Origin of the sequence: Pseudoduganella chitinolytica, assembly GCF_029028125.1 — a bacterium.
GTDB classification, from domain to species: domain Bacteria; phylum Pseudomonadota; class Gammaproteobacteria; order Burkholderiales; family Burkholderiaceae_D; genus Rugamonas; species Rugamonas chitinolytica.
In genome coordinates, this window is the sequence record NZ_CP119083.1 from 1,576,392 (window position 1) to 1,595,793 (window position 19,402).

Sequence of the window (19,402 nt, forward strand, 5' to 3'; positions counted from 1 at the left end):
ATTGCTCAGTTGGCGAAACGCCAAAATTCCATCCCCATTCTCGGGAAAACCCAGTAAAATACCGTGTTGAAGTTGAAAGCCCCTGTTCAATTACAGCAATTGCAGGGTAGGGCGACCCGTTTTCACTGAATGGTCGCCCTTTGCTTTTGCATACGGAGATGACTGACCGGGAAATGACGGGCGGTCAGATGCGCGAGGATGGCGAAATTGGTAGACGCACCAGGTTTAGGTCCTGACGCCAGCAATGGTGTGGGGGTTCGAGTCCCCCTCCTCGCACCAACAAGAATTCACATTTTTTGGACGATTTTTACATGGCAACTGCTGTCGAAACCTTGGGCAAACTCGAACGCCGCATCACGATTTCCTTCCCGCTGTCGGACGTCCGTTCCGAAGTGGAAAAGCGCCTGAAAGTGCAGGCCAAATCCGCTCGCGCCCCAGGCTTCCGTCCTGGCAAGGTGCCGATGAAGATGGTCGCGGCGCAGTACGGCTACCAGATCGAAACGGAAGTGCTGAACGACAAGGTCGGCCGCGCGTTCAACGACGCCGCCAACGAGAACAACCTGCGCGTCGCGGGCTTCCCGAAGATCGAGCCGAAGCAGGACGCGCCGGAAGGCCAGCTGACCTTCGACGCCACGTTCGAAGTGTACCCTGAAGTCGAAATCGGCGACCTGTCGGCCGTGGAAATCGAAACCGTCAAGTCGACCGTCACCGACGTCGAGATCGACAAGACCATCGACATCCTGCGCAAGCAGCGCGTGCACTTCCACACCAAGGGCGAGGCAGGCGAGCACGGCGACGGCGGCGCACCCATAGCCGCCAACGGCGACCGCGTGACGGTGGACTTCGTGGGCAAGATCGACGACGTCGAATTCCCGGGCGGTAAAGCCGACGACTACACGTTCGTGCTGGGCGAAGGCCGCATGCTGCCGGAATTCGAAGCCGCGACGGTCGGCCTGAAAGTGGGCGAGTCGAAGACCTTCCCGCTGGCATTCCCCGAGGATTACCACGGCAAGGACGTGGCCGGCAAGACCGCCGAGTTCACGATCACGCTGAAGAACCTGGAATGGGCGCACCTGCCGGAAGTCGACGCCGAATTCGCCAAATCGCTGGGCGTGGCCGACGGCGACCTGGCCAAGATGCGCGACGACATCAAGGTCAACCTGGAGCGTGAAGTGGCCGGCCGCATCAAGGCGCGCAACAAGGAAGCCGTGATGGACGCGCTGGCCAAGACCGCCACGCTGGACGTGCCGCAGGCGCTGATCGCACAGGACACGGAGCGCCTGGCCGAGATGACCCGCCAGGACATGGCGCAACGCGGCATGAACGTAAAAGATGTACCATTCCCACCGGAGCTGTTCCAGGACAAGGCCGAGCGCCGCGTGCGCCTGGGCCTGATCCTGTCGAAGCTGGTCGGCGACAACAACCTGCAGGCAACGCCTGAGCAGGTCAAGGCGCAGATCGAAGACTTCGCCCAGAGCTACGAAGACCCGCGCGAAGTGCTGAAGTACTACTACAGCGATCGTCGTCGCCTGGCTGAAGTCGAAGCCCTTGTATTGGAAGAAAACGTCGTTACTTACGTCCTGGGCCTGTCGAAAGCGTCGACGAAGGAAATCCCGTTCGACGAACTGATGGGAAGCGCACAGCAGGGCTGATCTGCTGCCTGACATCCCGGCGCCGGCCGCAGCATGGGTATCACCGTTGCGTGGTAACAAGCTGCTGCCGGCGCTGCTACACTTGGAGAAGGAATGATCGGAATGAACCGTAATCCGGCACTCGATACGGAAATGCTCGGCCTGGTGCCGATGGTGATCGAACAGAGCGGTCGCGGCGAGCGCTCGTACGACATCTACTCGCGCCTCCTGAAGGAGCGCGTGATCTTCATGGTCGGTCCCGTCAACGACCAGATGGCCAACCTGATCGTTGCCCAGCTGCTGTTCCTGGAAAGCGAAAATCCGGACAAGGACATCTCGCTGTACATCAACTCGCCCGGCGGTTCCGTCTCGGCGGGCCTGGCGATCTTCGACACGATGCAGTTCATCAAGCCGGACGTGTCGACGCTGTGCACCGGCATGGCCGCGTCCATGGGCGCGTTCCTGCTGGCTGCCGGCGCCAAGGGCAAGCGTTTCTCGCTGCCGAACTCGCGCATCATGATCCACCAGCCGTCCGGCGGCTCGCAAGGGCAGGCGTCCGACATCGAGATCCAGGCCAAGGAGATCCTGTACCTGCGTCACCGCCTGAACAGCATCCTGGCGGAGCGTACGGGCCAGTCGATCGACCAGATCGCCAAGGATACTGACCGCGACCGTTTCATGTCCGGCGACGAGGCTGCTGAGTATGGCCTGATCGACAAGGTGTTGACGACCCGCGCTTGATCGGGCGCAACCCGTCCTCAGCGAAATCGTTAAAAATCCGCCCGGACGCTACAACGTTCCGGGCGTTTTATTTTTATTTCGGGTAGCATGGTGGTTGTGTGCAGGACTCATTGCCCTGCTTACATGGCGCAAGTTTCGTTGCGGGCATCTGCCCCGCGCGCTACCGCCGGCTTCCGAAATGCAATACCCATTCTTGGCAACTAAAGAAAACGTCCCATGTCCGACAAAAAATCTTCCAGCGGTGAAAAACTTCTGTACTGCTCCTTCTGTGGCAAGAGCCAGCACGAGGTCAAGAAGCTGATCGCCGGGCCCTCCGTCTTCATTTGCGACGAGTGCATTGATTTGTGCAATGACATCATTCGCGACGAGACGTCCAGCATCGAATCCGTCACGGGCGCCAAGTCGGACCTGCCGACGCCGCACGAGATCGCCGAGCTGCTGAACCAGTACGTGATCGGCCAGCAGACGGCCAAGCGTATCCTGTCCGTGGCAGTCTACAACCACTACAAGCGCCTGAAGCACCTGGGCAAGAAGGATGACGTCGAGCTTGCCAAGAGCAATATCCTGCTGGTCGGCCCCACGGGCTCCGGCAAGACGCTGCTGGCGCAGACGCTGGCGCGCATGCTGAACGTGCCGTTCGTGATCGCCGATGCGACCACGCTGACGGAAGCCGGCTATGTGGGCGAGGACGTCGAGAACATCATCCAGAAGCTGCTGCAGAGCTGCAACTACGACGTCGAGAAGGCCCAGCGCGGCATCGTCTACATCGACGAGATCGACAAGATCTCGCGCAAGTCCGACAACCCGTCGATCACCCGCGACGTGTCCGGCGAAGGCGTGCAGCAGGCCCTGCTGAAGCTGATCGAAGGCACGATGGCATCCGTGCCGCCACAGGGCGGTCGCAAGCATCCGAACCAGGACTTCGTGCAGATCGACACGACCAACATCATGTTCATCTGCGGCGGCGCGTTCGACGGCCTGGCCAAGATCATCTCGAACCGTTCCGAGAAGAGCGGCATCGGCTTCTCGGCCACCGTGAAGAGCAAGGAACAGCGTTCCAACGCCGACATCCTGCTGGAAGCGGAACCGGAAGACCTGATCAAGTTCGGCCTGATCCCCGAGCTGGTGGGCCGCCTGCCGGTCGTCGCCACCCTTTCGGAACTGACCGAAGAGGCACTGATCCAGATCCTGGTCGAGCCGAAGAACGCGCTGATCAAGCAGTACAGCAAGCTGCTGGAGATGGAAGGCGCCGAACTGGAGATCCGTCCGGCGGCCCTGCACGCCATCGCCAAGAAAGCGCTGGCGCGCAAGACGGGTGCCCGCGGCCTGCGTTCGATCCTGGAACACGCGCTGCTCGACATCATGTACGACCTGCCGAACCAGCAGAACGTCACGAAGGTCGTCATCGACGAGAACACGATTACGCAAGGCGCCAAACCTTTGTTGATTTACCAGGAGTCGCCAAAAGCGTCCGGTGAAAATTAAATAAGGGTTGCACACTTCCGCAAAAAGCGTTTTGCATCCGTACGGCAAGGCAGTACAATCGAAACCAATAAGAGAAGCAGGCTTCACTCGAAAAGCCACTCGCGGCGCCTGTCGCGCGTGGCTTTTTTCATTCGGGGACGGCTCTTTTATGGGGCGATGGAGAAATGCCATTGCCCTGTCAGCGGCCTAATATTTGGGCAATATTATGTGTTGTCCATAAATATTATGACCGCAGGTCTTGTGATTCGGCTGCAAGTGCCTACATCATAAACATGCTTTTACATAAGGTACGCCATGACAACTTCCAAATTAACTGAGCAGACCCAACTGCCGTTGTTGCCTTTACGGGATGTCGTCGTCTTCCCGCATATGGTGATACCCCTGTTCGTGGGGCGTCCAAAATCGATCAAGGCGCTGGAAGCCGCTATGGAGCAGGGCAAGAGCATCATGCTCGCCGCCCAGAAAGCCGCCGCCAAGGACGAACCGTCCCCTGCCGACATCTATGAAATCGGTTGCGTCGCCAACATCCTGCAAATGCTGAAGCTGCCGGACGGCACCGTCAAGGTGCTCGTCGAGGGCGCCCAGCGCGCGCGCATCCGCAAGATCACCGACGCGCCGACGCACTTCATGGCTGACCTGACGCCGCTGGAATCGGAAATCGGCGACGATTCCGAAATCGAAGCGATGCGCCGCGCCATCGTGCAGCAGTTCGACCAGTACGTAAAACTGAACAAGAAGATCCCGCCCGAGATCCTGGCTTCGCTGTCGGGCATCGACGATGCCGGCCGCCTGGCCGACACGGTGGCGGCGCACCTGCCGCTGAAACTCGAGCAGAAGCAGGTCATCCTCGAGATCTTCAACGTCGCCAAGCGCCTGGAGCACCTGCTCGGCCAGCTGGAAGGCGAACTGGACATCCTGCAGGTCGAGAAGCGCATCCGTGGCCGCGTCAAGCGCCAGATGGAGAAGTCGCAGCGCGAGTACTACCTGAACGAGCAGGTCAAGGCGATCCAGAAGGAACTGGGCGAAGGCGAAGAGGGTGCCGATTTCGACGAACTCGAGAAGAAGGTCCTGGCCGCCAAGATGCCGAAGGAAGCCCTGGACAAGGCCAACGCCGAACTGAAGAAGCTGAAGCTGATGTCGCCGATGTCGGCCGAAGCCACCGTCGTGCGCAACTACATCGACACGCTGGTGTCGCTGCCGTGGAAGAAGAAGTCCAAGGTCAACAACGACCTGGCCAATGCCGAGAAGGTACTGGAAGGCGATCACTATGGCCTCGAGAAGGTCAAGGAACGCATCCTGGAATACCTCGCGGTGCAGCAGCGCGTCGACAAGCTGAAGGCCCCGATCCTGTGCTTCGTGGGTCCTCCCGGCGTCGGCAAGACCTCGCTGGGCCAGTCGATCGCCCGCGCGACGAACCGCAAGTTCGTGCGCATGGCACTGGGCGGCGTGCGCGACGAAGCCGAGATCCGCGGCCACCGTCGTACCTATATCGGTTCGATGCCGGGCAAGGTGCTGCAGTCGCTGGCGAAAGTCGGCGTGAGGAACCCCTTGTTCCTGCTGGACGAGATCGACAAGATGGGCGCGGACTTCCGCGGCGATCCGTCGTCGGCCCTGCTCGAGGTACTGGATCCGGAACAGAACCACACGTTCTCGGACCACTACATCGAGGTGGACTTCGACTTGTCGGACGTGATGTTCGTGGCGACGTCGAACTCGTACAACATCCCGCCGGCACTGCTGGACCGGATGGAAGTGATCCGCCTGTCCGGTTACACGGAAGACGAGAAGACCAGCATCGCGTTGCGTTACCTGCTGCCGAAGCAGATCAAGAACAACGGCCTGAAGGAAGGCGAGATCGCCGTCAGCGAAGCCGCCATCCGCGACGTGATCCGCTACTACACCCGTGAAGCTGGCGTGCGTTCGCTGGAACGCGAGGTCTCGAAGATCTGCCGCAAGGTGGTCAAGCTGCTGCTGTTGAAGAAGACCGAGAAGAAGGTCGCGATCACGCCGAAAAACCTGGACAAGTTCCTGGGCGTGCGCCGCTACGACTTCGGCGTGGCCGAGAAGGACAACCAGGTGGGCCAGGTGGTCGGCCTGGCGTGGACGGAAGTGGGCGGCGACCTGCTGACGATCGAATCGGTCACGATGCCGGGCAAGGGCAACGTCATTCGCACGGGTACCCTGGGCGACGTGATGAAGGAATCGATCGAGGCGGCCCGCACCGTCGTGCGCAGCCGCGCGCAGCGGCTGGGCATCAAGGCCGAGGTGTTCGAGAAGCAGGACATCCACATCCACGTGCCGGAAGGCGCGACGCCGAAGGACGGTCCGTCCGCCGGTATCGCGATGACCACCGCGATGGTATCGGTGTTCACGGGCATCCCGGTCCGCGCGGACGTGGCGATGACGGGCGAGATCACGCTGCGCGGCGAAGTGCTGCCGATCGGCGGCCTGAAAGAGAAGCTGCTGGCGGCGCATCGCGGCGGCATCAAGACGGTCCTGATCCCCGAGCAGAACGTGAAGGACCTGGCCGAGATTCCGGACAACGTCAAGAACAAGCTCGAGATCGTGCCCGTGCGCTGGATCGACAAGGTGCTGGAAATCGCGCTGGAGCGCCAACCGGAAGCCCTGGCGGACGTGCCTGCGGTGGAAGCGGTGGCGGCTCCGAACGCCAAGCCGGATGGCCAGACGGAAGTCGTCAAGCACTGAGCTGCATTGAGCATGAAGTACTGACGCGGCCTTCGGGCCGCGGGAACGGGCGCCAACGGGCGCCCGTTTTGCATTTTCCGGCCCGCACAGGGGTAAATCGCGCAGTTTTTACAACTTCACGCCTTGACACCGGGCAAGCGCCGCCTGTTTAATACGGCCTGAGATTTTTCTCTGCCCTTCAGGGAGCCTCGAAAAATCCACTGCGCTTCATCGCCGGCCGCTGTTCTGTCCCATGTTCACTCGTGCGGCCCTAGCCAATGCCTGCCTTGTCCGCGACGATTTTTCGATGCCCCTTCATTTGCCGGGCAGCGCCCCGAGGGGCGTGAAAACGGTATAAACGATTTAAACCTTTGTGACGGGGAACAAGCTGTGAACAAGACTGAACTGATCGACCATATCGCCACTTCCGCTGACATTTCCAAAGCGGCCGCGGCACGCGCGCTGGACGCGATGATCGATGGCGTAACCACTACTCTGGCCAAGAACGACAGCGTGACCCTGGTCGGCTTCGGCACCTTCATGGTGAGCGAACGCGCCGCCCGCACGGGCCGCAACCCGCGCACGAAGGAAGAGATCACGATCGACGCCGCCAAAGTGCCGAAATTTAAGGCTGGCAAAGCACTGAAAGATGCTGTAAACTAATCGAATTCGGTGAGCGGTTGCCTGGTGCAGCCGCTTGTCGTGAAGGTAGTAGTGCAGTTGCAGTGACGTAGTCGCAGTACTGGAGCGGTAGTTCAGTTGGTTAGAATACCGGCCTGTCACGCCGGGGGTCGCGGGTTCGAGCCCCGTCCGCTCCGCCAGAATTCAGATACAAGAGGACTCCCCCTGCGGGGAGTCCGGTTTGGGGCTCGAAGGGTTTCGCTTACCAGCGAAACCGCGGCCGGCGGAACGTCGGCGAGCCCAAGGTGAATCCGTCGAGAACGAAAGCCCCGCAGCTGAAAAGCTGCGGGGCTTTTTGCTTTCTTGGCGCAAGCAAAACCCGTGGTGCTCCTGCGGTGCCGCCCGCGCAACAAGACGTCCCAGCCGCGCGCCCGGGGTCTGTCCCTGCAGGGACTGACCCCGAAATTCGGCAGCGTTCGGACGGAGCATGCAAACTTCGGGGTCAGTCCCCGTGCCGGGACAGACCCCAACCCCACGATATCATCCCGGCCGCGGAAGAAAACCGGGGACAGTCCCGCAGGGACAGTCCCCAAGCCTGGAGCAGCCGGGGCCGCCCCTTATCAATTATTCAAACAGCTACCTTGCTATAGCGGAACCCGCCCCCTATAATCGCGTGAGCAGCAGAGGGCGAACTCGGGTTCGCCTTTTTTACAGGGGCGTCGCGACAGCATGTCGCCGCTGCCCCTGACGATCCACTCATCCAATCGGCCGACCATGTTTGAATTCATTCGTACGCATCAAAAGTTGATGCAGATTTTGCTGGCGATCGTCATTGTGCCGTCGTTCGTCCTGGTGGGCGTCAGCGGCTACGAGAGCTTTGGCGACGACGCCACGACGGTCGCCAAGGTCAACGGCCAGTCCGTGACCCAGCAGGAGTATGACCAGGCCCTGCGCCGCCAGCTGGACCAGTACCGCCAGCGCCTGGGCACGCAGTTCGACCAGAAGCTGTTCGACACCCCCGAGTTCCGCCAGAGCGTGCTGGACAACCTGATCGCCCAACGCGCCATCGTGGCCGAAGCGTCGCGCTCGCACCTGGGCGCCGTCGATGCAGCCGTCCAGCGCGCAGTGGCCGAGAGCCTGCAGGACATCCCCGGCATGTTCAAGGCCGACGGCAAGCTCGATGAAGAGAAGGCCGCCAACCTGATCGCCAGCCAGACCGGCCTGACGCCGGAAGGCTACTTCCAGTCCCTCAAGCGCGACCTGACCATCCAGCAACTCGCCGCCGGCGTGCAGGGCAGCGCCTTCGCGCCGCGCGCCGTCGCACAAATGGTGTCGAATTTGACGGAACAGGAACGCGACGTGCAGGAACTGGTGCTGCCGCTGACGGAGTTCGTCGCCGGCGCCAAGGTCACCGACGCGATGGTCAAGTCGTTCTACGACAAGAACGACAAGCTGTTCCAGGTGCCGGAGCAGGCGCGCATCGAGTACGTCGTGTTTGACGCCAATGCGATCGCGAGCACGATCAGCGTGACCGACGAGGAAGTGGCGGCCGTCTACAATGCTGCGCCGGCCCGCTTCACGGCACCGGAAGAACGCCGCGCCAGCCACATCCTGGTGGCTGTCGACAAGGCCGCCAAGGCCGATGTCAAAGCCGCTGCGAAGGCCAAGGCCGAGGCCATCCTGGCCGACGTTCGCAAGGCACCGGGCGAATTCGCCAAGATCGCCAAGGCGAAGTCGGAAGACCCGGGCTCCGCGGAGCAGGGCGGCGACCTGGGCGTCATCGAAAAGGGTTCGCTGGTGCCCACCGTGGAAGCGTCGATCTTCAAGCTCAAGCAGGGCGAGATCAGCGATATCGTCGAATCCGAGTTTGGCTACCACGTCATCACCGTGACCTCCCTGAAGCCGGCCGCCGTCAGGCCGCTGGACGCCGTCAAGGGCGACATCGCCGCCGACCTGAAGAAGCAGAAGGCCGCCAAGAAGTATTCGGAAGCCGCCGAGACGTTCACCAACACCGTGTACGAGCAGGCCGACAGCCTGAAGCCCGTCGCGGACAAGCTGGGCCTGAAGATCGAAACAGCCGCCAGCGTGACACGTACCCCGAATCCGGTAGCGGGCCAGGCGCCCTACAACAACGCCCGGTTCCTGACCGCCCTGTTCTCGGAAGATTCGCTGAAGAACAAGCGTAATACGGAAGCGGTGGAAGCGGCACCGAGCACGCTGATCGCCGGCCGTATCATCGAGTTCAAGCCGGCCTCGAAGCGTCCGCTGGCCGAGGTGGAGGCGCAGATCCGCCAGCAGGTGATGGCGCAGGAAGCGCTGGCTGCCGCGAAGAAGGCAGGGGAAGCGAAGCTGGAAGCCGTCAAGGCGTCCGGTGACACGGCCGGCTTCGGTGCCGTCCAGACCATCTCGCGCGCCAAGATCGACGGTATCAGCCCGTTGGCGGCACGCGCCGTGCTGAAGGCGGACGTGTCGAAGCTGCCGGCCTACGTCGGCGTCGAGCTGCCAGGCATGGGGTACGGCATCTACCGCATCGGCAAGGTACACCAGCCGGCCCAGGCGGATGCCGCCCGCCGCAGCGCTGACGCCGAGCAGATCGACAATATCGTGGCCCAGCAGGACATGGCCAACTATGTCGAAGTGCTGAAGGAACGCGCCAAGGTCAAGGTAATGCAGCCGGCCGGTGCCAAGCCCGCCGAAGCTGCGCAGTGATCTGCGTGACATGATGAAAACGCCCAGCTTTGCTGGGCGTTTTTTTTTTCGCAAGCGCAATCAGCGGACCTGGATGTCCATGAACGTCCGGCTAGCCGGAGCTTGGTAGAGATATCTTGCCAAACGCGGCCGGCATGTCGAGGAAACTCTTGCCGGCAGCGCTACGGGTGTCGACAGGTTGCTCGGTCGCTTTGCGCGTCACGCCGCGTTCCTGCAATAGCTGCACGTATTCCCGCAGATCCTGATACCGCGCGCGCGGGGACCGATCCCTATCGAGAAGAATTGTCCAGCTTGCGTGGTACGATCGAGTGTACCTGTACGGTACAATCGTCCGCGGCCACTTCGCTTTCGGTCACAGACAGCCTCGCACACGGGAGAAATCATGCATATCGGATTGATTGGCGGTATTGGGCCGGCAGCGACGGAGTTCTATTACCGCGCGCTGGTGAAGCTGTATGCCAAAGCAGATAGACGGCTGGAGCTAACCATTGCCAACGCAGACGCGAGGGAAATGGTGAGTAACCTGGAGGCGGGGAACAAAGAGGCTCAGGCGGCTGTCTTTGCGAAGTATATCGATCAGCTCAAGGGGGCGGGCTGTGAAGCGGTCGCGGTGACATCGATGGGTGGGCATTTCTGCATGGACGAACTCGAGCCTTTGTCGAGTCTGCCGATCATCAGCGCGCTGCCGGCACTGCAAGCTCACTTCGCCGCACGAAACATAACAAGAGTCGGCGTCTTGGGCACACGTGCGGTGATGGAGTCCAGACTGTACGGTCTTGCAGGCGTGGATGTGGTCACGGTTCCGGGTGAGGAATTAGGTACGGCACACGCAAACTACGTCTCCATGGCTGTCGTCGGGAAAGCCACCGACGAACATCGGGCATACTTTGAAGAGGCAGCCGGGCGCCTCATCAGCGAACATCGCGCGCAAGCCATCGTGCTGGGCGGAACCGATCTGTTTCTGGCGTTTGACAAGCCGGGTTATCCGTATCCTGTCATAGACTGTGCCTTGGTTCACACGGAAGAAATTGCACGATTAGCGATGAACTGAAATGTACGTCACTTCGCTGTACTGTGCGATTGCGGAAAGCGCGACAACATGAATGCGGCAACGCCGCGCTGTGATAGGTCTGGTATTGCCCGAACGCTTGGTTTGGGCGAGAAACGGTCGAGGGTGGCCACCCCCCTTCGACTCGCCGGCTCGGATCGCTCTAAAATCGAATCCTGCTGCGCCATCGAAGGACTCACGACATGATTACCTGCCACGTTAAGTATATTATCGACCCCTATCAGATGGACGCCTTCGAGCGCTATTCACGCGATTGGGTGCAAATTGTCAGGCGCATGGGAGGGGAGCACCACGGCTATTTCCTGCCTGCCGAAGGGGCTAACAATATCGCCTACTGCCTGTTTAGTTTCCCCAGCCTGTCCGATTATGAACGGTATCGCCGCGAGGCCGCAGAGGATCGGGAATGTATTGAGCTTGTCAGCAAAGCCACGCAACAGAAGTTCATCCTGAGCTATGAACGCAGTTTTCTGCGGCCCGTGCTTCAGTAGATTCTTTGTTTCCCTTGGTTCGTGGATGCGCTCGCGGAACATGCCGGCGGGCCGCCACGCTACGGCGATGTCGCTCCGGCTTTCCCCATGCCGTGGAGGCCGCTGGCCGGTGACGGGAAGGGGCAGCGCGCTGCTGCCTTGTTGACTACCTTTGCAGGTTGGAGGCGAAAGCTCAGCCAACGGTTCGATAGCGCGATAGAGTCGGTGACCCTGGGGTGACAGTCACCAAGGCGGGTTGCCATGCGGCTCGTCAGGGCTTGGGGACTGTCCCTACGGGACTGTCCCCGGTTTTCATCGCCGGCCGCAGCTCAGCCCTGATGCAGCGCCCGCGCCGCCGCGACGAACGATGCCGGCGCGATGTCCGCCAGCTCAACGACCTGCGCGTGCTCGTACTGGATGAAATTGCGATGGATCGAGCGGGTATAGGCCGGGTCGTAATGCTCGACCAGCAGCTCGTCGACCAGCTCCGCCATGCGCCCGCCCGTGGCCATCTCCTGCCAGGCCGCGATCTTCGCCTTGCCATGCAGGTCCGTCAGGTAGGCCAGCTGCGCGTTCAGCGCCGGCGCGTTGCAGGCGAAGTGCTGATAGTCCTCGATCAGCAGCTTGACCCGTTCCTCGCGCGCCACCTGCAGCGCGACGCAGGGCGAGGCGCGCATGCGCTCCATCAGCGCGGCCGGGACGCGCAGCGCGCCTACCTTCTTGCTTTCCGATTCAACGAACACGGGGCGGGCGGGATCGAAACGGCGCAGCCGGTCCCAGATCGACGTCTCGAACGCCTTTTGCGTGGGCTGCGGCTGGCAGGGCAGGTTGCCCAACACGGAGCCGCGGTGCGCCGCCAGCTGTTCCAGGTCCAGCACCTGGGCGCCGACCGATTCGAGCGTGTCGAGCAGGCGGGTCTTGCCGCTGCCCGTCGTCCCGCAGATCACGCGGAAATCCAGCTGGGGCGTTTGTTCCAGGTCGGCGTTGACGCGGTTGCGGAAGGCCTTGTAGCCGCCGTCGAGCTGCACGACGGGCCAGCCGACCTTCGCCAGGATGTGCGCCATCGAGCCGCTGCGGTTGCCGCCGCGCCAGCAATAGACGAGCGGCTTCCAGTCGCGCGGCTTGTCCTGCCACAGCGTCTCCAGGTGGTGGGCGATGTTCTTCGCCACCAGGGCGGCGCCCAGCTTCTTGGCCTCGAAGGCGCCGGTCTGTTTGTACAGCGTGCCGACGACGATGCGCTGCTCGTCGTCCAGCACCGGGCAGTTGATGGCGTCCGGCAGGTGGTCGAGCGCGTACTCGGCGGGGGTGCGGGCGTCGATGATCGTGTCGAAGTCGTCGAGACGGGCAAGCACATCGTCGATGGGCAGGATTTCGGGATACTTCATTTGGCTTTCAGCAGTGGGGCCAGCGAGGGCCAGATATTGTCGAGGATGACGGGATGGGCCGTCGCCAGCGGGTGCAGGCGGTCCGGCTGGAACAGGTCCGTCTTGTCGGCCACGCCCGCGAGCATGAACGGCGCCAGCGCGACCTTTTCGTCGCGGCTGATCTTGCCGAACATGGCGGAAAACTTCTCGGCGTAATCGCGCCCGTAATTGGGCGGGATCTGCATGCCGACCAGCAGCACGGCCGCGCCGGCCTTCTTGGCCGCCGCCACCATGGCGCGCAGGTTGGCATCTGCCGCGGCCACCGGCAGGCCGCGCAGGCCGTCGTTGGCACCCAGTTCGATGACGACGACGTCCGGTTTGTGCTTCGCCAGCAGCGACGGCATGCGGGTGCGCCCGCCGCTCGTCGTCTCGCCGCTGACGCTGGCGTTGACGATGCTGGCGCCGACCTTTTGCGCCTGCAGTTTCCGCTCGAGCAGTGCGACCCAGCCGCTGCCGCGCGCGATGCCGTATTCGGCCGACAGGCTGTCGCCCACCACGAGCAGGGTTTTTGGGGCAGAATAGGCGGGCGCAGCGGCCGCCAACAGCAGCAGCGCGCACCAGGACATTCCACGACTCAGTATTCGATGTAACTTTTGCGACCAGCTTCCGACCATGCCCGATATCCCCAACGCGTCCAGCAGTTTCATTTCCCATTCGCCCGCCGCGAGCCACGCGCACGCCGAGGTGCGGGCGGCCGCACCCGCCGGCGCGATCTCCGTGCGCGGCCTCACCAAACGGGTGGCCGATGCCAGCGGTGAGCTGACCATCCTGCACAGCGTCGATTTTACCGTGCAAAAGGGCGAGACGGTTGCCATCGTCGGCGCGTCCGGCTCCGGCAAGTCCACGTTGCTCGGCCTGCTGGCGGGCCTGGATACGCCGAGCGCCGGCTCGGTGCTGATCGAAGGCACCGATATCTTCACCTTGGACGAGGATGGCCGCGCCGCGCTGCGCAAGGCCCGCCTGGGCTTCGTGTTCCAGTCGTTCCAGCTGCTGGCGCACCTGACGGCGCTGGAGAACGTCATGCTGCCCCTGGAACTGGCGGGGGACGGCGCCGCCCGCGCCAAGGCGGAAGCCATGCTGGGCCGGGTGGGCCTGTCCAGCCGCCTGCGCCATTATCCGAAGTTCCTGTCCGGCGGCGAGCAGCAGCGGGTCGCGCTGGCGCGCGCCTTCGTCACGGAGCCGCCGCTGTTGCTGGCCGACGAGCCGACCGGCAGCCTCGATGCCGCCACCGGCGAAGCCGTGATCCAGCTGATGTTCGAACTCAATCGGGAGCGGGGCTCGACGCTCGTACTGGTCACGCACGATCGCAGTATCGCGGCACGCTGCGGCCGCACGATCACGATCGCCGCCGGCCGCGTCGTCTAGGTTCGGCCGCGCCGCGTGTGGCGCGCCACCAGCCGGTTCAACGCCGTGCGGATCGCGGGAATCAACTCGCCGGCGGTCAGCCCGACCGGCCCGGTACCTTCGGTCACCAGCACGTCGGCCGCCATGCCGTGCAGCCAGACGGCGCCCAGCGCCGCCTCCCAGCCGGGCCAGCCCTGCGCCAGCAGCGCGCCGCACAAGCCCGCCAGTACGTCGCCGGTGCCGGCCGTGGCCAGCGCCGGATTGCCCGTCGGGTTGATGACGATGGCACCGCCAGGCGCCCCGATGACCGTGCCGGAACCTTTCAGGATGACGATCGCATGCAGCGCTGTCGCCAGCCGGCGTGCGCTGTCCAGCCGGTCGCGCTGGATCGCACCGATCGACGTCGCCAGCAGGCGCGCCGCTTCCAGCGGGTGCGGGGTCAGGATCGTGGCAGCCTTGCGGGAGCGCAGCCGCGCCGCCAGGCCCGAACGGGCCGCCACCAGGTTCAGGCCGTCCGCGTCGACGACCAGCGGTTGCGGGCTGGCGATGGCCTGTTCCAGCAGGTGCGCGGCCTCGTCGCTGCCGCCCAGCCCCGGTCCCGCGACGGTGACGCCGGTGGCAAAGTCCACGCCGTGCGCGGTACGGCACATCAGCTCCGGCTGGCCCGCGTCGCACTGCAGGGCGGGCCCGGCAAAGCACAGGAACACCCGGCCGGCACCGGCGTGCAAGGCGGCGCGGCCCGCCAGCACCGGCGCGCCCGTCATGCCGGGCGCACCGCCCAGCACCGCCACGTTGCCATAGCTGCCCTTGTGGGAATTCTGTGGCCGCGCCACGGCGGCGTGCGCGAACCCGGCGGTGTCGTTCAGGTGGATGGTGGCGGCGGGATAATGGGCCGCGTCGATATCGAGGTGGGCGACGGTGACGGCGCCCGCGTGGTCGCGGCCATCGCAGGTGTGAAGGCCCGGCTTGTCGCCGATGAAGGTGAGCGTGTGCGTGGCGTGCACGGCGCAGCCGTCCGGACCGACGACGCAGCCGGTGTCGGCATCCAGGCCGCTCGGCACGTCCAGCGCCAGGACCGGGCAGGGCAGCGCGTTGATGGCAGCGACCAGCGCGGCGAAGGTGCCGGCGACGGGGCGACCCAGCCCGATGCCGAACAGGCCGTCGATGACAAGATGCCATTCGCCGGCGCCGATGCCATCCTCCGCCATGAAGCGCGCCGGGCTGGCGCGGGCCCGTTCCAGCGCCCGCACCCGCTCGGGGGCCGTGCCGCCCTCGAAGTGGACGAGGGCCACGTGCGCGCCCGCGTGGGCCAGGTGCGCCGCCGCTTCCAGCGCGTCGCCACCGTTGTTGCCGGGTCCCGCCAGCACCAGCACCCTGGCGCGGCTGGTCGCGAAAGGCAGCAGGTCCAGTGCCGCGTTGGCGGCCGCCTGGCCGGCCCGTTGCATCAGCGCGCCCGCCGGCAAGCGGCGGGCCGATTCGGTTTCGATCTGGCGGATCTGGGCGACGGTGTACAGTGGCTGCATGGAACGCGGCGGGGCTGGCAATGCCCGATTCTAGCACCGCCCGGTTGCGCGCTCGCCTTACAATAGCCGTTTTCAGACGCGAGGATGGCAATGGACTGGCAATTCTGGATCGACCGGGGCGGCACCTTCACGGACATCGTGGCGCGCCGCCCGGATGGCACGCTGACGACCCATAAACTGCTGTCGGAACATCCCGAGCAGTACCGCGACGCGGCCATTGCCGGCATCCGCCACCTGCTGGGCATCGACGCCGGCGCCGCCATCCCCGCCGAACGGGTGGAGGCAGTCAAGATGGGCACGACAGTGGCCACCAATGCCCTGCTGGAGCGCAAGGGCGAGCGCACCGCGCTGGCCATCACGCGCGGCTTCGGCGACGCGCTGCGCATCGCCTACCAGAACCGTCCGCGCCTGTTCGACCGCCACATCGTGCTGCCCGAGCTGCTGTACGGCCACGTGATCGAGATCGACGAACGCATGGGTGCGCACGGCGAAGTCGTCACGCCGCTGGACGAAGCCGCGGCCCGCGCCGGCCTGCAGGCAGCGTGGGATGCGGGCTTCCGCTCGCTCGCCGTCGTCTTCATGCATGGCTACCGCCACACCGCGCACGAGGCGACGGTGGCAGCCATGGCGCGAGCGATCGGCTTCACCCAGGTGTCGGCGTCGCATGCCGTCAGCCCCCTGATGAAGCTGGTGGCACGGGGCGACACGACCGTCGTCGACGCCTACCTGTCGCCGATCCTGCGCCGCTATGTCGACCAGGTGGCCGGCGAGCTGCCGGGCGTGAACCTGCAGTTCATGCAGTCCAGCGGCGGGCTGACGGACGCGCGCGCGTTCCAGGGCAAGGACAGCATCCTGTCCGGCCCGGCCGGCGGCATCGTCGGCATGGTGCGGGCCAGCCGGCTGGCGGGCTTCGACAAGGTGATCGGCTTCGACATGGGCGGCACCTCGACCGACGTGTCGCACTACGCCGGCGAGTTCGAGCGCGTGTTCGAGACGCAGGTGGCGGGCGTGCGCATGCGCGCGCCCATGATGAGCATCCACACAGTGGCGGCAGGCGGCGGCTCGATCCTGCATTTCGACGGCAGCCGCCTGCGCGTGGGGCCGGACAGCGCCGGTGCCAACCCCGGCCCGGCCAGCTACCGGCGCGGCGGGCCGCTGGCGGTCACCGACTGCAACGTCATGCTGGGCAAGATCCAGCCGGACGAATTCCCCGCGCTGTTCGGCCCGGAGGGCAACGCGCCCCTCGACGTGGACGTCGTACGGCAGCGCTTCGCGGCGCTGGCGGGCGAGATCGCCGCGGCGACGGGCCAGGCCGCCACGCCCGAGGACATCGCGGCCGGCTACATCGATATCGCGGTGGGCAACATGGCCAACGCGATCAAGCAGATCTCCGTGCAGCGCGGGCATGACGTGACGGACTACGCGTTGACCAGCTTTGGCGGCGCAGGCGGCCAGCACGCCTGCCTGGTGGCCGATGCCCTCGGCATGAAGACGGTCTTCATCCACTCGCTGGCCGGCGTGCTGTCGGCCTATGGCATGGGACTGGCCGACCAGACCGCGATGCGCGAAGTGGCGGTGGAACTGAAGCTGGGCGAAGAGCACCTGCCGGCCCTGGCCGCAAGGCTCGACGCGCTGGCGCACGAGGCAGCCGGGGCATTGCGCGAGCAGGGCGTGGCGCCGCGGCGCATCGACGTCATCCGCCGCGTGCACCTGCGCTACGAGGGCACCGATTCGGCGCTGGTCGTGCCAGATGGCCCGATCGCGGCGATGCAGGCGCAGTTCGAAGCGGCGTACAAGAAGCGCTTCTCGTTCCTGATGCCGCACAAGGCGCTGATCGTGGAGGCGGTGTCGGTCGAGGCAATCGGCGCATCCGACGCGCCCGCGCCCGCCACGCCGGTGCAGGCTGCGCGGGAGCAGGCCCTCGCGCCGCGCCGGCGCGTGCGCATGTACAGCGCCGGGCAGTGGCGCCACACGGGCGTGTTCGCCCGGGCCGGCACGCGCATCGGCGACGTCATTGCCGGTCCCGCCATCATCGCCGAGGCCAATGCGACCACCGTGGTGGAGGAGGGCTGGCAGGCCGTCGTCACGCCGCAGGATCACCTGGTGCTGACGCGGGTGCAGGCGCTGCCCGCGCGGCGGGCACTTGGCAGCACCGCCGATCCCGTCATGCTGGAGATCTTCAACAACCTGTTCATGTCGATCGCCGAGCAGATGGGATTGCGGCTGCAGAACACGGCGTACTCCGTCAACATCAAGGAACGCCTGGACTTCTCGTGCGCGCTGTTCGACGCCCAGGGCAACCTGATCGCCAACGCGCCGCACATGCCGGTGCACCTGGGCTCGATGGGCGAGAGCATCAAGCGCGTCATGCACGGCAATGCTGGACGCATGCGCCCGGGCGACGTATTCATGCTGAACGACCCGTACAACGGCGGCACGCACCTGCCGGACGTCACCGTCATCACGCCGGTGTTCGACGCGGCGGGCCGCGACATCCTGTTCTACGTGGGCTCGCGCGGCCACCATGCGGACATCGGCGGCACCACGCCCGGCTCGATGCCGCCCGACTCCGCGCACATCGAGGAGGAGGGCGTCCTGATCGACAACTTCCTGCTGGTGGACGGTGCCGCGGGCGGCCGCCTGCGCGAAGAGGAAACGCGCGCGCTGCTGGCGGGCGCACGCTGGCCGGCCCGCAATCCCGACCAGAATTTGGCGGACCTGCGCGCCCAGGTGGCGGCCAACCAGAAGGGTGTCGAGGAGCTGCAGCGCATGGTGGCGCACTTCGGCCTGGACGTCGTGCAGGCCTATATGGGGCACGTGCAGGACAACGCGGAGGAAGCGGTGCGGCGCGTGATCGATACGCTGGCCGATGGCAGCTTCACCGTCCCGCTGGACAACGGCGCGCGCATCCAGGTCGCCGTTACCGTCGACCGCGCCGCGCGCAGCGCCACCGTCGATTTCACCGGCACATCGAGCCAGTTGCCGAACAACTTCAATGCGCCGTCGGCCGTCTGCATGGCCGCCGTGCTGTACGTCTTCCGCACCCTGGTGGACGACGAGATACCGCTCAACGCCGGCTGCCTGAAGCCGCTGCGCGTGATCATCCCGCCCGGCTCGATGCTCAATCCGCACTACCCGGCGTCGGTCGTGTCGGGCAACGTGGAGACGTCGACCTGCATCACGAACGCGCTGTACGGCGCGCTGGGCGTGCTGGCCGCTTCGCAGGGCACGATGAACAACTTCACGTTCGGCAGCAGCAAGTACCAGTACTACGAGACGATCAGCGGCGGCGCCGGCGCGGGCGAGGGGTTCGACGGCACCGACGTCGTGCAGACGAACATGACGAACTCGCGCCTGACGGACCCGGAAATCCTGGAATTCCGTTTCCCCGTGCGGCTGGACAGCTACGCGATCCGGCACGGCTCCGGCGGTGCCGGGCGCTGGCACGGCGGCAACGGCGGCATCCGCCGGGTGCGTTTCCTGGCGCCGATGACGGCGGCGATCCTGTCGAACAACCGGCTGCACGCGCCGTTCGGCATGGCGGGCGGCCTGCCGGGCGCGACCGGGCGCAACTTCGTCGAGCGCGCCGACGGCACCGTCGAGCAGCTGGGCCACATCGGCAAGACCGAGATGGCGCCGGGCGACGTGTTCGTCATCGAGACGCCGGGCGGCGGCGGCTACGGCCAGCCGGACTGACGGACGA

13 protein-coding genes and 2 tRNA genes are annotated in these 19,402 nt (G+C 64.7%); 12 read left to right on the forward strand and 3 right to left on the reverse strand.

The window, feature by feature from the left end:
- Window positions 1-192: 192 nt before the first annotated feature.
- The 10 genes from PX653_RS06845 to PX653_RS06890 all read left to right on the forward strand — a co-directional run bounded on the left by PX653_RS06845 (window position 193) and on the right by PX653_RS06890 (window position 11,429).
- Window positions 193-279 (forward strand) — tRNA-Leu (locus PX653_RS06845).
- A 32-nt stretch (window positions 280-311) separates the two neighbouring features.
- Complete coding sequence (gene tig / locus PX653_RS06850) at window positions 312-1,652, forward strand: trigger factor (protein ID WP_277417157.1); 1,341 nt, start codon at window positions 312-314, stop codon at window positions 1,650-1,652.
- A gap of 102 nt (window positions 1,653-1,754) precedes the next feature.
- Entirely contained in the window at window positions 1,755-2,372 is a 618-nt protein-coding gene (clpP, locus tag PX653_RS06855) for an ATP-dependent Clp endopeptidase proteolytic subunit ClpP (protein WP_371860224.1), read from the forward strand.
- A gap of 216 nt (window positions 2,373-2,588) precedes the next feature.
- Complete coding sequence (gene clpX / locus PX653_RS06860; RefSeq protein WP_277417158.1) at window positions 2,589-3,857, forward strand: ATP-dependent Clp protease ATP-binding subunit ClpX; 1,269 nt, start codon at window positions 2,589-2,591, stop codon at window positions 3,855-3,857.
- Between the two features lie 294 nt (window positions 3,858-4,151).
- Window positions 4,152-6,563 carry an endopeptidase La gene (gene lon, locus PX653_RS06865; RefSeq protein WP_277417159.1) on the forward strand — a complete coding sequence of 804 codons (2,412 nt, stop codon included), beginning with the start codon at window positions 4,152-4,154 and terminating at the stop codon, window positions 6,561-6,563.
- Between the two features lie 369 nt (window positions 6,564-6,932).
- Entirely contained in the window at window positions 6,933-7,205 is a 273-nt protein-coding gene (locus PX653_RS06870) for an HU family DNA-binding protein (RefSeq protein WP_107142294.1), read from the forward strand.
- Between the two features lie 81 nt (window positions 7,206-7,286).
- A tRNA-Asp gene (locus PX653_RS06875) sits at window positions 7,287-7,363 on the forward strand.
- Window positions 7,364-7,937: 574 nt separating this feature from the next.
- Window positions 7,938-9,872, forward strand: a complete 1,935-nt coding sequence (locus PX653_RS06880) for a SurA N-terminal domain-containing protein (protein ID WP_277417160.1) — start codon at window positions 7,938-7,940, stop codon at window positions 9,870-9,872.
- A gap of 382 nt (window positions 9,873-10,254) precedes the next feature.
- On the forward strand, window positions 10,255-10,923 hold the full coding sequence (locus PX653_RS06885; protein ID WP_277417161.1) for an aspartate/glutamate racemase family protein: 669 nt from the start codon (window positions 10,255-10,257) through the stop codon (window positions 10,921-10,923).
- 200 nt (window positions 10,924-11,123) lie between these two features.
- Window positions 11,124-11,429, forward strand: coding sequence for an NIPSNAP family protein (locus PX653_RS06890; RefSeq protein ID WP_277417162.1), 306 nt, complete (start codon window positions 11,124-11,126; stop codon window positions 11,427-11,429).
- Window positions 11,430-11,737: 308 nt separating this feature from the next.
- Here the strand turns inward: PX653_RS06890 and mnmH are convergent, their stop codons facing one another.
- Both mnmH and PX653_RS06900 read right to left on the reverse strand, forming a co-directional pair.
- The gene (gene mnmH, locus PX653_RS06895) at window positions 11,738-12,793 is read right to left on the reverse strand and encodes a tRNA 2-selenouridine(34) synthase MnmH (RefSeq protein WP_277417163.1); all 1,056 of its coding nucleotides are present in this window, start codon (window positions 12,791-12,793) and stop codon (window positions 11,738-11,740) included.
- Window positions 12,790-13,398, reverse strand: a complete 609-nt coding sequence (locus tag PX653_RS06900; protein WP_277417164.1) for an arylesterase — start codon at window positions 13,396-13,398, stop codon at window positions 12,790-12,792. The genes mnmH and PX653_RS06900 overlap by 4 nt, the downstream gene beginning before the upstream one ends.
- Window positions 13,399-13,444: 46 nt before the next feature.
- Between PX653_RS06900 and PX653_RS06905 the strand changes: the two genes are divergently transcribed.
- Complete coding sequence (locus PX653_RS06905; protein WP_277417165.1) at window positions 13,445-14,197, forward strand: ABC transporter ATP-binding protein; 753 nt, start codon at window positions 13,445-13,447, stop codon at window positions 14,195-14,197.
- Here the strand turns inward: PX653_RS06905 and PX653_RS06910 are convergent.
- Window positions 14,194-15,699 (reverse strand): NAD(P)H-hydrate dehydratase, encoded by a 1,506-nt coding sequence (locus PX653_RS06910; protein WP_277417166.1) that lies wholly within the window; start codon window positions 15,697-15,699, stop codon window positions 14,194-14,196. The two genes, PX653_RS06905 and PX653_RS06910, sit on opposite strands and share 4 nt — an antisense overlap.
- A gap of 90 nt (window positions 15,700-15,789) precedes the next feature.
- On the opposite strand from PX653_RS06910, the gene PX653_RS06915 reads away from it, so the two are divergent.
- Window positions 15,790-19,395 (forward strand): hydantoinase B/oxoprolinase family protein, encoded by a 3,606-nt coding sequence (locus PX653_RS06915; RefSeq protein ID WP_277417167.1) that lies wholly within the window; start codon window positions 15,790-15,792, stop codon window positions 19,393-19,395.
- Window positions 19,396-19,402: the final 7 nt, after the last annotated feature.

Excerpts from the sequence above, each read along its gene's own strand:
- PX653_RS06915 (WP_277417167.1), top strand. The coding sequence starts at position 15,790 with ATGGACTGGCAATTCTGGATCGACCGGGGCGGCACCTTCACGGACATC.
- PX653_RS06890 (WP_277417162.1), top strand. The coding sequence starts at position 11,124 with ATGATTACCTGCCACGTTAAGTATATTATCGACCCCTATCAGATGGAC.
- PX653_RS06905 (WP_277417165.1), top strand. The coding sequence starts at position 13,445 with ATGCCCGATATCCCCAACGCGTCCAGCAGTTTCATTTCCCATTCGCCC.
- clpX (WP_277417158.1), top strand. The coding sequence starts at position 2,589 with ATGTCCGACAAAAAATCTTCCAGCGGTGAAAAACTTCTGTACTGCTCC.
- tig (WP_277417157.1), top strand. The coding sequence starts at position 312 with ATGGCAACTGCTGTCGAAACCTTGGGCAAACTCGAACGCCGCATCACG.
- lon (WP_277417159.1), top strand. The coding sequence starts at position 4,152 with ATGACAACTTCCAAATTAACTGAGCAGACCCAACTGCCGTTGTTGCCT.
- mnmH (WP_277417163.1), bottom strand. The coding sequence starts at position 12,793 with ATGAAGTATCCCGAAATCCTGCCCATCGACGATGTGCTTGCCCGTCTC.
- clpP (WP_371860224.1), top strand. The coding sequence starts at position 1,755 with ATGAACCGTAATCCGGCACTCGATACGGAAATGCTCGGCCTGGTGCCG.
- PX653_RS06900 (WP_277417164.1), bottom strand. The coding sequence starts at position 13,398 with ATGTCCTGGTGCGCGCTGCTGCTGTTGGCGGCCGCTGCGCCCGCCTAT.
- PX653_RS06880 (WP_277417160.1), top strand. The coding sequence starts at position 7,938 with ATGTTTGAATTCATTCGTACGCATCAAAAGTTGATGCAGATTTTGCTG.
- PX653_RS06885 (WP_277417161.1), top strand. The coding sequence starts at position 10,255 with ATGCATATCGGATTGATTGGCGGTATTGGGCCGGCAGCGACGGAGTTC.
- PX653_RS06910 (WP_277417166.1), bottom strand. The coding sequence starts at position 15,699 with ATGCAGCCACTGTACACCGTCGCCCAGATCCGCCAGATCGAAACCGAA.